The sequence below is a fragment of the Citrobacter sp. RHBSTW-00671 genome, assembly GCF_014103415.1.
Classification (GTDB): Bacteria; Pseudomonadota; Gammaproteobacteria; order Enterobacterales; family Enterobacteriaceae; genus Citrobacter.
This window is the reverse complement of sequence record NZ_JABXPR010000001.1, coordinates 273,566-286,173: the sequence shown is the minus strand read 5'-3', so window position 1 is coordinate 286,173 and position 12,608 is coordinate 273,566. Positions and strand designations below refer to the sequence as shown.

At 52.4% G+C, this 12,608-nt stretch carries 10 protein-coding genes; 4 read left to right on the top strand and 6 right to left on the bottom strand.

Annotation, left to right across the window (positions count from 1 at the left end; translation table 11 throughout):
• Positions 1–34: 34 nt before the first annotated feature.
• Positions 35–1,198: a cytoplasmic protein gene (locus HV261_RS01355; RefSeq protein WP_202037236.1), complete on the bottom strand. Its 1,164-nt coding sequence runs from the start codon at positions 1,196–1,198 to the stop codon at positions 35–37.
• Between the two features lie 133 nt (positions 1,199–1,331).
• Here HV261_RS01355 and HV261_RS01350 point away from each other — a divergent pair, with 133 nt between their 5' ends.
• The gene (locus tag HV261_RS01350) at positions 1,332–2,888 is read left to right on the top strand and encodes a bifunctional metallophosphatase/5'-nucleotidase (protein WP_202037235.1); all 1,557 of its coding nucleotides are present in this window, start codon (positions 1,332–1,334) and stop codon (positions 2,886–2,888) included.
• 38 nt (positions 2,889–2,926) lie between these two features.
• On the opposite strand, the gene HV261_RS01345 is transcribed toward HV261_RS01350, so the two are convergent.
• Positions 2,927–3,304: a carboxymuconolactone decarboxylase family protein gene (locus HV261_RS01345; protein WP_202037234.1), complete on the bottom strand. Its 378-nt coding sequence runs from the start codon at positions 3,302–3,304 to the stop codon at positions 2,927–2,929.
• An 89-nt stretch (positions 3,305–3,393) separates the two neighbouring features.
• On the opposite strand from HV261_RS01345, the gene HV261_RS01340 reads away from it, so the two are divergent.
• The 3 genes from HV261_RS01340 to katG all read left to right on the top strand — a co-directional run bounded on the left by HV261_RS01340 (position 3,394) and on the right by katG (position 7,696).
• Positions 3,394–4,302: a LysR family transcriptional regulator gene (locus tag HV261_RS01340; RefSeq protein ID WP_202037233.1), complete on the top strand. Its 909-nt coding sequence runs from the start codon at positions 3,394–3,396 to the stop codon at positions 4,300–4,302.
• A 157-nt stretch (positions 4,303–4,459) separates the two neighbouring features.
• Positions 4,460–5,347 carry a methylenetetrahydrofolate reductase gene (gene metF, locus HV261_RS01335; RefSeq protein WP_137381475.1) on the top strand — a complete coding sequence of 296 codons (888 nt, stop codon included), beginning with the start codon at positions 4,460–4,462 and terminating at the stop codon, positions 5,345–5,347.
• 168 nt (positions 5,348–5,515) lie between these two features.
• A complete protein-coding gene (katG, locus tag HV261_RS01330; RefSeq protein WP_202037232.1) occupies positions 5,516–7,696 on the top strand; it encodes a catalase/peroxidase HPI in 2,181 nt (726 codons plus the stop codon).
• 87 nt (positions 7,697–7,783) lie between these two features.
• On the opposite strand, the gene gldA is transcribed toward katG, so the two are convergent.
• The 4 genes from gldA to HV261_RS01310 form a co-directional block, all read right to left on the bottom strand.
• Positions 7,784–8,887: a bifunctional L-1,2-propanediol dehydrogenase/glycerol dehydrogenase gene (gene gldA / locus HV261_RS01325; protein ID WP_202037231.1), complete on the bottom strand. Its 1,104-nt coding sequence runs from the start codon at positions 8,885–8,887 to the stop codon at positions 7,784–7,786.
• Between the two features lie 12 nt (positions 8,888–8,899).
• A complete protein-coding gene (fsa, locus tag HV261_RS01320; protein ID WP_202037230.1) occupies positions 8,900–9,562 on the bottom strand; it encodes a fructose-6-phosphate aldolase in 663 nt (220 codons plus the stop codon).
• A gap of 267 nt (positions 9,563–9,829) precedes the next feature.
• A complete protein-coding gene (locus HV261_RS01315; RefSeq protein ID WP_202037229.1) occupies positions 9,830–10,681 on the bottom strand; it encodes an AraC family transcriptional regulator in 852 nt (283 codons plus the stop codon).
• Between the two features lie 85 nt (positions 10,682–10,766).
• Positions 10,767–12,500: a phosphoethanolamine transferase CptA gene (locus HV261_RS01310; RefSeq protein WP_202037228.1), complete on the bottom strand. Its 1,734-nt coding sequence runs from the start codon at positions 12,498–12,500 to the stop codon at positions 10,767–10,769.
• Positions 12,501–12,608: the final 108 nt, after the last annotated feature.

Below are 12,608 nucleotides of genomic sequence, written 5' to 3'. Positions count from 1 at the left end.
TTGCGTTGCCGGATGGCGCTTACGCTTATCCGGCCTACATATGACACGAACCGTAGGCCCGGTAAGCGGCAGCGCCACCGGGCAAATCCAGGATGTTGTATTTCTCCGCCAGCGTCCTTATCGTCAGCAACACCGAATGGGCCGAGTAACGGGCGCTATCCCGAAATTCCGTCTGTTGCTGCAACCAGGCGAGAAAATGATGACTTGCCGCCAGGGTTATTGACGCGCCTTTTTCAACCTGACCTTCCGTTAACAAACACACCATTTTACGCGTGTCGCCTTGTTGCCAAATTTGCCACTGGTTTTGCCACCATCCCTGATAACTTTTGCCCAGTAACTGCCAGGGTCTGGTGTGTTGATCGTCACTGATTTCTTCATCCACAAACCAAAGCGAGGCGTGATGTTCGCGAAATTGTTCCGCCCATGCGGTAATCACTGCGCCGCGCAGAAAGCACTCGTGAGCGATGATGTGCGTTTTTACCGCAGGCCAGAGATGGCTCAGGACGCGGAAATGCCCATGCGCGGTAATGACCGGGCGTAAAATCGCGCCGCTGGCGTTACGTTTGAGCATCGCGCTGCCGTACTGGATTTCATCAAACTGGCTGCGGCGTAAAAACTGACTTTCTCGTTGGCTTACTCTCTCAACAATATCGTCATGTGTTGCAGCTGCCTCGCCGATGCCGCGCCAGCGGTAGCGCAATGAAGCCCCGGCAGGATGAGGTGCGAAATTGCTGGAAATATGCAGAATATTGCCACGAATAGCATCAAAGCTGAGCAATATATAAAGTTTCTGGTCGGCGCTGGCGCCTTGAAAAGGCACGATCAACGGAACCGTCGCGATTTGTTCTGGCGGCTCAAAAAGTGTGAGCGGCTGCCGTTTGGGCGTCCAGACCTTTTTACACGCCCGACACTGAATGCGCTGACTGCCCTGGGGATTTCGGCCATAGCGGATTGGGTCCCGTTGGTAACAACTTGGGCAAAAATGACCGCTATTAGCTGCAGAATCCGCTAAATAGGCCGACAGCCAGAGTCGGAACTGTTCCTCGTTAAACAGCGGCGGATAACTCCCGCATGCCCGGCAGTGCAGCGCGGCATAACCCAGCCGATACTCTGGCCAGCTGTAATCTGCTGAACTCGGCAATCCCAGATTTTGGCAGCCAAAGGACTTACAGCAATTGATAGTGAACGGAGACGCCATCGTATTACCAACGATTTTTAATGGTCGTTGATTTTGCCCTGTGACTATCACCGATGGATGTGATTTTTCTCACATAAAAAAACCTTTCAGAACGTAACGTAGCGATTCTTTATATGACTGAAAGGGATTGATTATGAAGTTAAAAATGCTTGCTGTTGGTGTTCTGGTCTCTTTGCCGCTCTGGGCCAGTGCTAAAGATGTCACGATTATCTATACCAACGATCTCCATGCCCATGTCGAACCTTATAAAGTCCCATGGATTGCCAATGGCTCACGTGACATTGGTGGTTGGGCTAATATCACGACGATGGTGAAGCAGGAGAAAGCGAAAAATAGCGCCACCTGGTTTTTTGATGCCGGGGACTATTTTACCGGGCCGTATATCAGCAGCCTGACCAAGGGCAAGGCGATTATCGATATCATGAACACCATGAATTTTGACGCTGTCACCATGGGTAATCATGAGTTCGATCATGGCTGGGATAACACGCTGCTACAGCTGAGCCAGGCGAAATTCCCGATTGTGCAGGGTAATATCTTTTATCAGAACAGCAGTAAAATGTTCTGGGATAAGCCGTACACCATCATTGAGAAAGATGGCGTTAAAATTGGCGTAATTGGTCTGCACGGTGTGTTTGCTTTTGATGATACGGTTTCTGCGGCGACACGCGTTGGTATCGAAGCGCGTGATGAAGTGAAGTGGTTGCAACGCTATATCGATGAGCTTAAAGGCAAAGTCGATCTCACCGTGGCGCTGATCCATGAAGGCACGCCAGCGCGTCAGTCCAGCCTGGGAGGCACCGATGTGCGCCGTGCGTTGGATAAAGACATCCAGACCGCAGGCCAGGTGAAGGGGCTGGATATCCTGATCACCGGTCATGCGCATGTGGGCACGCCAGAGCCGATTAAAGTCGGTAATACCCTGATCCTTTCCACCGACAGCGGGGGTATTGATGTGGGTAAACTGGTGCTGGATTACCAGCAGAAACCGCATCAATTTACCGTGAAGAATTTCGAGCTGAAGACCATCTACGCCGATGAGTGGAAACCCGATCCGCAGACGAAACAGGTCATTGATGGCTGGAATAAGAAGCTCGATAAGGTGGTGCAGCAGACGGTTGCCAACTCGCCGGTTGAGCTGACGCGTGCTTACGGTGAATCTTCTTCGCTGGGGAACCTGGCGGCGGATGCGCTGCTGGTGGCAGCGGGTAAAGATACCCAGTTAGCGCTCACTAACTCAGGCGGCATCCGTAATGAAGTCCCTGCAGGTGCTATCACCATGGGGGCGGTTATTAGCACCTTCCCGTTCCCGAACGAGCTGGCCACAATGGATCTCAACGGTAAGCAGTTGCGTAGTTTGATGGAGCACGGCGCGAGTTTAAGTAACGGTGTTTTGCAGGTATCCAAAGGCCTGGAGATGAAGTATGACAGCAGTAAACCTGTCGGTCAGCGGGTCACTGTATTGACGTTAAACGGCAAACCCATTGAGGACGCCACCACCTATCACATTGCCACCAATAGCTTCCTGGCGGACGGTTGTGATGGTTTTGCCGCCTTTACCGAAGGTAAAGCGCGTAACACATCCGGAGGCTACTACATCTCTAATGCGGTTGTTGATTATTTCAAAGCGGGAAATCCGCTGACGGATGAGCAACTCAAAGGCATGCGTGTGGAAGATGTGAAACCGTAACGAGTTCAGGCCAGCAGAGTATCCGCTGGCCTGTTATTTTAATCTTTGTGCGAGGCAAACACCTCTTTTGCGGCGAATAGCCCGTTCAGCGCAGCGGGAAAGCCTGCATACACGGCCATTTGCATAATCACTTCAATGATTTCATCCTGCGTTAAACCGACGTGTAATGCCGCACCAATATGTACTTTCAGTTGCGGTGTGGCGTTACCCAGCGCAGTTAATGCCGCGACGGTAGCGATTTCTCTACTGCGTAAATCCAGTCCCGGTCTTGAATAGATGTCGCCAAAAGGAAATTCAATCAGGTATCGGGCGAAGTCTGGCGCAATGTCCTGCAGACTTTCGACGACCGCATCGCCCCCTTTACCATCTACTTTTTGCAGCATCAACTGACCCGTCATAAAGCGTTCTGAATTCATTATCTCTTCCTCGTGAGTGCGGTGTATGCCATGAGGATAAGGGGGGCAGAACAATTGGGATAATACCGTTTCCGTGATACCTTTTCGGTATGACAACATCTTCTTTGCACTCTCTGGATATCCGTCTGCTGCGTTACTTTTCCGTAGTAGCGGAAGAGAACAATATGAGCCGGGCGGCGCAACGTCTTTTTATGTCGCAGCCGCCGCTAAGCCGTCATATTCGCCAGCTTGAAGAACGCCTGGGAGTGACGCTTTTTGTCCGTCATACCCGTGGGCTGACGTTGACGGAGGAGGGGCTGCACGTATTAGAAATGGTGCGCCCACTGCTGGCGCTACAGGACAAGACCTATAATGCATTGAGCCAGCTAGCGCAGATGGAGGTGCAACCTCTGCGTTTAGGATTAAGCACGGCGTTTGAACAGGGTGTTTTTGTGGCGCTTGAATCAACGCTAAATGCTCGTGTAAAAATGCTGCGTGTCATGCGTCACGGCTCACCTGAACTTGTTCGTCAGGTAAGGCGAGGCAAACTGGATGCGGCGCTGGTGGCTTTGCCTATTGAGGCACCTGGGCTTACCGTCACCCCTTTAGCCTGGCAAGAGCCGATAATTGCTGCATTACCCTCCTTTTGGTCAGAGGCTTGTACGGCCTCTCTTTCCTTATCGGCACTCAACCACCGACCGCTGTTCTGGTTCCAGCGGGAACGTAACCCGGCTTTCTTTGACTACACCCGGCAGATTTTCCACCGTGCTGGTTACTCTCCTTCCTGTCTTGAAGAACCCCTGGAGCATGATGTGCTGCTTGCGCGGATTGCCCAGGGCGATGGCTTAAGTTTGCTCCCGGCTTCATTTGCCGCTATCCAGCGTCAGGGCGTGGTATTCCATCCACTGAGCGATGCTGAGCTGTGTATCCGTGCCGGGTTAGTGATGTTGCCTGAGAATGAGAGCCGGTTGCAGTGGGTGCAAGAACTCATGACGCAATCCCTCACCATTTCAGGCTGATGTGAATTTTTTTCACGTTGGCTGAGTATTCCTCACCTTTATCGATGATTTTTGTGTTGACGCCAGCACGCTTTTCCGTCATTTTTACATCTAGACGTCTAAACGTATAGCAGTTCACAACACAACATATAACGACAAAAGATTGATGAGGTAAGGTATGAGCTTTTTTCACGCCAACCAGCGGGAAGCCCTGAATCAGAGCCTGGCGGAAGTGCAGGGTCAGATTAACGTTTCGTTTGAGTTTTTCCCGCCGCGCACCAGTGAAATGGAGCAAACCCTGTGGAACTCCATCGATCGCCTGAGCAGCCTGAAGCCGAAGTTTGTTTCCGTGACTTACGGGGCAAATTCGGGTGAGCGCGACCGTACGCACAGCATTATTAAAGGGATTAAGGATCGCACGGGCCTCGAAGCGGCTCCGCACCTGACCTGTATTGATGCCACTCGCGATGAGCTGCGCACCATTGCTCAGGATTACTGGAATAACGGTATTCGTCATATTGTTGCCCTGCGCGGCGACCTGCCTCCGGGTGGAGGGAAACCAGATATGTATGCTGCCGATCTGGTGAGCTTACTGAAAGACGTCGCAGATTTTGATATCTCTGTTGCCGCTTATCCGGAAGTTCATCCGGAAGCGAAGAGTGCCCAGGCAGACCTGCTTAACCTGAAACGTAAGGTTGATGCCGGCGCAAACCGGGCGATCACCCAATTCTTCTTTGATGTGGAAAGCTACCTGCGTTTTCGCGACCGTTGCGTATCAGCAGGCATCGATGTGGAAATTATTCCGGGTATCCTGCCGGTCTCTAACTTTAAGCAGGCGAAGAAATTTGCCGATATGACCAATGTTCGTATCCCTTCCTGGATGTCGACAATGTTTGATGGCCTGGATGAGGATGCCGAAACCCGTAAGCTGGTAGGGGCGAATATTGCCATGGATATGGTGAAGATCCTCAGTCGCGAAGGGGTGAAAGATTTTCACTTCTATACGCTCAACCGCGCTGAGATGAGCTACGCTATTTGTCACACACTGGGTGTAAGACCGAATTAAACAGATGCCCCAGCCCTCTACGGAGGGCTTTTTATTGATCATTTTGATCTACATCTCTGTAACTTAAAATATAAAAGGAATTAGCTATCGAATCTGTGGATTATTTCGACTATATCTTATCTCTGGTGGTGTATATCGTAGTCAGAACACTGTAAAGGGAGCATATAGATGAGCATGTCCGACGATAGCCAGAACGCATCAACTGCCGGTAAGTGTCCTTTCCATCAGGGGGGGGCGGATCACAGCGCGGGTGCAGGAAGAAATAACCGCGACTGGTGGCCGAATCAACTCCGCGTTGATCTTTTAAACCAACATTCCAACCGTTCGAACCCGCTGGGCGAGGACTTCAACTACCGCAAAGAATTTAGCAAACTCGACTACTCTGCCCTGAAAGGGGATCTCAGAGCCCTTCTGTCCGAATCTCAACCGTGGTGGCCTGCCGACTGGGGCTCTTATGCCGGTTTGTTTGTCCGTATGGCATGGCACGGCGCAGGGACCTATCGCTCCATCGATGGACGCGGTGGCGCGGGTCGCGGACAGCAGCGTTTTGCACCGCTGAACGCCTGGCCGGACAACGTTAGCCTTGATAAGGCGCGCCGTCTGCTGTGGCCAATTAAGCAAAAATATGGGCAGAAAATTTCCTGGGCCGACCTGTTTATCCTCGCGGGTAACGTGGCGCTGGAAAACTCCGGCTTCCGTACCTTCGGTTTTGGCGCAGGGCGTGAAGATGTCTGGGAACCGGATCTGGACGTAAACTGGGGTGATGAGAAAGCCTGGCTGACTCACCGCCACCCGGAAGAGCTGGCGAAAACCCCACTTGGCGCAACCGAGATGGGTCTTATCTATGTGAACCCGGAAGGCCCTGATCACAGTGGTGAACCGCTTTCTGCGGCAGCGGCAATTCGTGCGACCTTTGGCAACATGGGGATGAATGACGAAGAAACCGTCGCGCTGATTGGCGGTGGCCATACGTTGGGCAAAACCCATGGCGCAGGTCCTACATCACACGTCGGCCCGGATCCAGAATCCGCGCCGATTGAAGCGCAGGGACTGGGCTGGGCCAGCAGCTACGGCAGCGGCTCGGGTGCAGATGCCATCACCTCTGGTCTGGAAGTCGTCTGGACGCAGACGCCGACCCAGTGGAGCAACTATTTCTTCGAGAACCTGTTCAAATATGAGTGGGTGCAAACGCGCAGTCCGGCAGGCGCTATTCAGTTTGAAGCGGTTGACGCGCCAGAAATTATCCCCGATCCGTTTGATCCGTCGAAAAAACGCAAGCCTACAATGCTGGTCACCGACCTGACCTTGCGCTTTGATCCTGAGTTCGAGAAGATCTCTCGTCGTTTCCTTAACGATCCGCAGGCGTTCAACGAAGCCTTTGCCCGTGCGTGGTTTAAACTGACGCACCGTGATATGGGGCCGAAATCACGCTACATCGGACCGGAAGTACCGCAAGAAGATCTGATTTGGCAGGACCCACTGCCGCATGCGTTCTTCAATCCAAGCGAAGAAGACATTCTTAACCTGAAGGCGACCATTGCAGCTTCCGGGCTTTCTGTCAGTGAGCTGGTATCGGTGGCGTGGGCTTCCGCATCGACTTTCCGTGGCGGTGACAAACGTGGTGGCGCTAACGGTGCTCGCCTTGCGCTGGCACCACAACGCGGCTGGGATGTGAATGCGACTGCAGCACGTGTTCTGCCAGTGCTGGAGGGCATTTATAAATCTGCTCATACCGCCTCGTTGGCCGACATTATCGTGCTGGCCGGTGTGGTAGGGGTTGAGAAAGCGGCAAGCGCGGCGGGTGTTAACATCACTGTACCTTTTGTTCCGGGCCGCGTAGATGCGCGTCAGGACCAAACCGATATCGAGATGTTTGAGCTGCTGGAGCCTATTGCAGATGGTTTCCGTAACTATCGTGCCCGTCCTGACGTGTCGACCACCGAGTCGTTACTGATCGATAAAGCGCAGCAGTTGACGTTAACCGCACCGGAAATGACCGTGCTGGTAGGCGGGATGCGCGTCCTGGGTGCCAACTTCGATGGTAGTCAGCATGGCGTCTTTACCGATCGTCCTGGCGTGCTCAGCAATGACTTCTTCGTCAACCTGCTGGATATGCGTAACGAATGGAAAGCGACTGACGAATCGAAAGAGGTCTTTGAAGGTCGTGACCGTCTGAACGGTGAAGTGAAATACACCGCAACCCGCGCCGACCTGGTGTTTGGCTCTAACTCGGTACTGCGTGCGCTGGCCGAAGTTTATGCCTGCAGCGATGCCCACGAGAAGTTCGTGAAGGACTTTGTCGCGGCATGGGTGAAAGTGATGAACCTGGACCGTTTCGATCTGCTGTAATCGAAAATGCCGGATGTCGCTTGCGCGGCTCCGGCATTGTAAGAATAAAAAAAATCCCCGTGATTGCGGGGATTTTCTATTTGCAGGTTATTCCCACTCTTGCAGGTAACGTTGACCGTACTGGTCAGCCACCAGCAGGGCGGCATACACCTGATCCGGCGTGGCGCCGCCCGGCATGTTGTGGATAGTTTCGCCTTCGGCACAAGCCGCTTCTGCCACAATGCGCATCTTCGCGGGAACATCCTGTTTGATGTCCAGTTGCGCCAGGGTAATCGGCAGGCCAACGGAATGGCACAGTGCAGCCACGGTTTCGATTTCGTCTACCGGCGCGTTTTCCAGCACCAGTTGCGTCAATGTACCGAAAGCCACCTTCTCACCGTGGTAGTAGTGATGAGCATCAGGGATTGCCGTCAGACCGTTATGGATCGCGTGTGCAGCGGCCAGTCCACCGCTTTCAAAACCCACGCCGCTCAGATAGGTATTGGCTTCAATGACGCGCTCCAGCGCCGGTGTTACCACATGTTGCTCGGCGGCCAGCATCGCTTTTTCGCCTTCTTCAATCAGCGTATTGAAGCACAGCTCCGCCAGTGCCAGTGCGGCCTGAGTGCATTGACCACCCGCCATGGTCGTTGCGCCGCTGCGTGAGCAGGCGCGTGCTTCAAACCAGGTTGCCAGCGCATCGCCGATACCCGCTGCCAGCAGCCGTGCAGGCGCACCCGCGACAATTTTGGTATCAACAATGACCCTGTCCGGGTTGTTTGGCAGCAGCAAATAGCGATCGAATTCACCGGCATCGGTGTAAATGACGGACAGCGCACTACATGGCGCATCGGTAGAGGCGATGGTTGGCGCAATGGCAACCGGTACACCCATAAAGTGCGCCAGCGCCTTGGCAGTATCCAGCGTTTTACCTCCGCCGATACCGAGCACGGCACCGCATTGCGCTTTTTCTGCCACGCCACGCAGGCGGTCGATTTCGTTTTGTGAACATTCACCACCAAACGGCACGATCTCGAGTGCCAGACCGGCGTCATGGAAGCTTTTTTCCAGTGCGCCCTGGGCAAATCCTAAGACAAACTTGTCCCCAACGACCAGCCAGCGCTCTGCCAGTGGTTTGAGGTAGCTGCCAAGACGGGTAATAACATCGGCACCCTGGATGTACTTACCAGGAGATTGAATAATGCGATCCATACTGTATTTCCCTCACAGGTTGATGTGACCAAATGCGTTGTTCCAGTCCTGCTCAAACTTCTCTATTGCTGACTCTACCGCAGGGGTATTGAGCATTTGTTGCGCTACGTCTAATGGCAGGGTGATTGCGGCACATCCTGCCAGTAAGCAATCCAGCGCCTGGCGCGGTGTCTTAAAACTGGCTGCCAACACCATGCTGTTTGGCGCATGCATCTCCAGCAGTGTTTGCAGCTCTTGCACCGTGCGGATACCGTCACCACCCTGAGCATCAATGCGGTTAACGTATGGTGCGATATATTTTGCCCCAGCCAGCGCAGCCAGTAGCCCTTGAGAAGCACTGTAAACGGCGGTTCCCAGCGTGGTGATACCCTCTTTTTTCAGCATCTTAATCGCGGCCAGACCTTCGGATGTCACCGGGATTTTCACTACCAGACCGGGCACGGCGTTGCTCAGGCGTCTGGCTTCTTCCACCATGCCCTGTGCGTCGCGGCTCATGGTTTGGGCAAACAAAATGCCCTCTTCGCCGATGGCGTTTTGCAGACGTGGCAGTACATCCCAGATGGATTCTTTGCTGGCCGCGACAATGCTTGGGTTGGTGGTAACACCCGCGATAGGGAAGATGCGTGCCAGACGTTCGACTTCCGCGACGTTAGCGGTATCCAGGTACAGTTCCATATAAAACACCCTCTTAATTTCTCGGTAGCAGCCCGTTACCGGGATGCTTTGCTGTGCTCAGGATAAGAGTGTTTCGGCATACTGCGCTATCTGACAAATCTGTCAAAAGCTGGACAAATGTAATATGTCGGTGAAAGTGGGAGGTACTTCACATGTTCTGGGTTGGTCAGTTTAATCTGATGGCGGAGGATACGTGTTTCTTTTTGATATTACAAAAATCCAGTAAATATGTTTTTTGTCCTCTGTGGGTTTTGTCGCGACATCACCTTAATGTGGGGACGTCTCTTTTTCCGTTAACTGGCTGTGATATTGCCGACGATACTCAGACGGTGAACGTTCGGTATTTTTGCGAAACAGGCGACAGAAGTAGTTGCTGTCGACGAACCCGCAGGCGTGTGCAACTTCTTTAATTTTCAGATCGTAGCCCTTCAATAGCGTTTTCGCTTGTTCAAGTCGGGTGTGGTTGAGATATTCGTTAAAACCAATGGCTCCGGTTTTCTGAAACAGATGCGAAAGGTAATTCGGTGAGATGTAAAAGGCCTGGGCGACGGATTCGCGGGTCAACGGAGAGGCGTAGCGTTCGTCAATGTAGTCGCGAATGGCGCCGAAAAGCGCCTGGCTACGCGATGCCGTCTGGATTTGACTACCGAGCAGGTCACGGCAATGGCTGAACAGGCTGGCAATAATTAATTTCGCAGTTTGCTGCTCCTGGGGCTGCATTTGTATTTCATTGAGTGCCTGTAGCAGGAAGGAGCCGATACGCGGCCCGCGGCGTGCCACATGTTGATTGGCGAGATGTTGGAACTGGCGACCATCCCATTGCATAACGCTAAAGATTAACTGCTGCTTAGCGAACAGAATCGTCAACAGGGTGACGGGCATTTGCCATTGCGGAAGATTCCAGCCTCCTGCCGGGACGTACAGAACGTCCCCGGGAACAAGTATGTTGCCTATACCCGTATCCGAAAGTTGCCCCTCCAGCACGATTTCCAGTCGTGGAAAATCGACCTTATACGCCAGTTCTGGCGCTGCGGCATTGCTGCTGGCGAAGTAAACCTGGTGCAGCGGTAAGGGACCGCTAATCAGGCGGGAAAGTAGGTGGCTGATGTTGTGATGCATGTGAATCCCTGACAGATCGTGGACAGGGAAACAGTAACCGTCATCATAAAAAAAGGCCACTCTTAAAGAGTGGCCTGAGAGGGCGTTACTGATTCCCGATTTGATCGCCGTAAGGCAGGGAGTCGTAATCGATCAGGGCGTTTTTCTTGTACGGATTACCAATCCAGCGGGTCGTCTCTTTGAACTCCGGGCTGGTAATAGAACGGGTCGGATCGAAACCGTCGTACGTAAAGCCGGCCAAATCTGACCAGGTATGGATAAGTTCAGAGCTGCTGTACTTACGATTAATGTCCTGTGAGAAGTCGCGTGGGTGCGCAGCCTGCCATTTTTCAGACGTCCACAGCAGGAACGGTACCGTATACATATGGCGCGTTGGGCTATCTTCATTACGGCCCTGTGTTTTATGTGGCGGCGTGTCATACACTTCTTCACCATGGTCAGAGAAGTAGAGCAGGAAGCCGTTCGGATCAGTTGCTTTGTAGTCTTTGATCAGGCTGGCAATGATATGGTCGTTATAGACGTTGGCATTGTCATAATCGTTATATGACTCCAGTTCATCACTGCTCAGACCTGCAGGTACGTTCTCGGTATTACCGTCAAACTTACCCTGGCCTTCCGGATAGCGGAATTTGTATTTAATGTGCGTACCCAGCAAGTGAACGATGATGAACTTTTTCGGTGCCGGGTCGGCCATGACTTCTTTAAACGGCGCCAGTACGTTGCTGTCGTATTCACGCGCACTTTGGGTACGCTGCTGGTTCATATAGAACTGCTTGTCTGTCTGCCGGGAAAATACGGTCAGCATGGTGTTACGGGCGGTCATTGTTTGCTGGTTGGTTATCCAGAACGTTTTATAACCCGCCTGTTTCATCATATTCATCAACGACGGCTGTGTCAGATATAAATCCGGATTCTTCTCGTTTGCGAAGGTCAGCGCCTGTTGCAGGATTTCAATCGTGTACGGACGTGAGGTCACGACATTATTGAACACGGTGAAGTTTGGATCGGATTTATGCAGCGCATCCAGTTCCGGCGTGGTTTCACGTGGGTAGCCGTACAGGCTCATGCGGCCACGTTGAGTTGACTCGCCAATCACCAGCACCAGCGTACGCGGCGCATCACCAGAAGTGTCTTTAAAGTTAGCCAGTGGTGGCAATGCGTTGTTCTCATTCAGCAGGCTATTTAATGCGGTCAATTGTTGACGGTATTGATAATAACCAGAGATGAACTGCCATGGCGCGGCAGGCTCCATGCGCGATGCAAGGCCGCCCAGCGTTTTCTCAAACGGCTTATGCTTGATAAACGTATTGACGGTCATTGGGTGCAGAATTAAACCGTACAACAGCGCAAATGACACCAGATAACGCCATGGCGACGGAATATGGACCGGGCGTAAACGCGTCCACAGCAGGATTGCGGTTGCTGTATAGGCCAGTGCGATAAGTACGATCTTGAGACTGAAATATTGGCTCAGATATTCGCGGGCTTCGTTAGCGTTGGTTTCAAACATAACGAACAGAACGCTTTGTGAGAATTCTTGTCCGTAAATAACGTAATAACTCAGCGCGGCCAATGAAGCCGCCCAGAGTGCCACACCGATAACGGCGGCGATAATGCGAATACGGTTCGGGAATAAGAATACCGGAATCAACCACAATGAGCTGAACAGTATTGAGTCGCGTAATCCGTTAGTTCCGCTATAGCCACTAAAATAAATAATGGCCTGGAGTAAGGTAGAGAAGAACCAAAAATAGAGGAGTGCCCAACCCAGGGCTTTCCAGCTAAATTTGGGTTTAGACTGGAGTTGTAAGGATTGCATAGTGTGAGCCTGTCTTTAATCGTAGCGCCAACGTTAGCGGCTAAACCTTAAGGGGATCTGAAGCAATGCGAGTCGAATATCGCGTTCTGCTAACAAATATCCATTGGA

Excerpts from the sequence above, each read along its gene's own strand:
- HV261_RS01350 (WP_202037235.1), top strand. The coding sequence starts at position 1,332 with ATGAAGTTAAAAATGCTTGCTGTTGGTGTTCTGGTCTCTTTGCCGCTC.
- gldA (WP_202037231.1), bottom strand. The coding sequence starts at position 8,887 with ATGGATCGCATTATTCAATCTCCTGGTAAGTACATCCAGGGTGCCGAT.
- HV261_RS01345 (WP_202037234.1), bottom strand. The coding sequence starts at position 3,304 with ATGAATTCAGAACGCTTTATGACGGGTCAGTTGATGCTGCAAAAAGTA.
- HV261_RS01340 (WP_202037233.1), top strand. The coding sequence starts at position 3,394 with ATGACAACATCTTCTTTGCACTCTCTGGATATCCGTCTGCTGCGTTAC.
- katG (WP_202037232.1), top strand. The coding sequence starts at position 5,516 with ATGAGCATGTCCGACGATAGCCAGAACGCATCAACTGCCGGTAAGTGT.
- fsa (WP_202037230.1), bottom strand. The coding sequence starts at position 9,562 with ATGGAACTGTACCTGGATACCGCTAACGTCGCGGAAGTCGAACGTCTG.
- metF (WP_137381475.1), top strand. The coding sequence starts at position 4,460 with ATGAGCTTTTTTCACGCCAACCAGCGGGAAGCCCTGAATCAGAGCCTG.
- HV261_RS01310 (WP_202037228.1), bottom strand. The coding sequence starts at position 12,500 with ATGCAATCCTTACAACTCCAGTCTAAACCCAAATTTAGCTGGAAAGCC.
- HV261_RS01315 (WP_202037229.1), bottom strand. The coding sequence starts at position 10,681 with ATGCATCACAACATCAGCCACCTACTTTCCCGCCTGATTAGCGGTCCC.
- HV261_RS01355 (WP_202037236.1), bottom strand. The coding sequence starts at position 1,198 with ATGGCGTCTCCGTTCACTATCAATTGCTGTAAGTCCTTTGGCTGCCAA.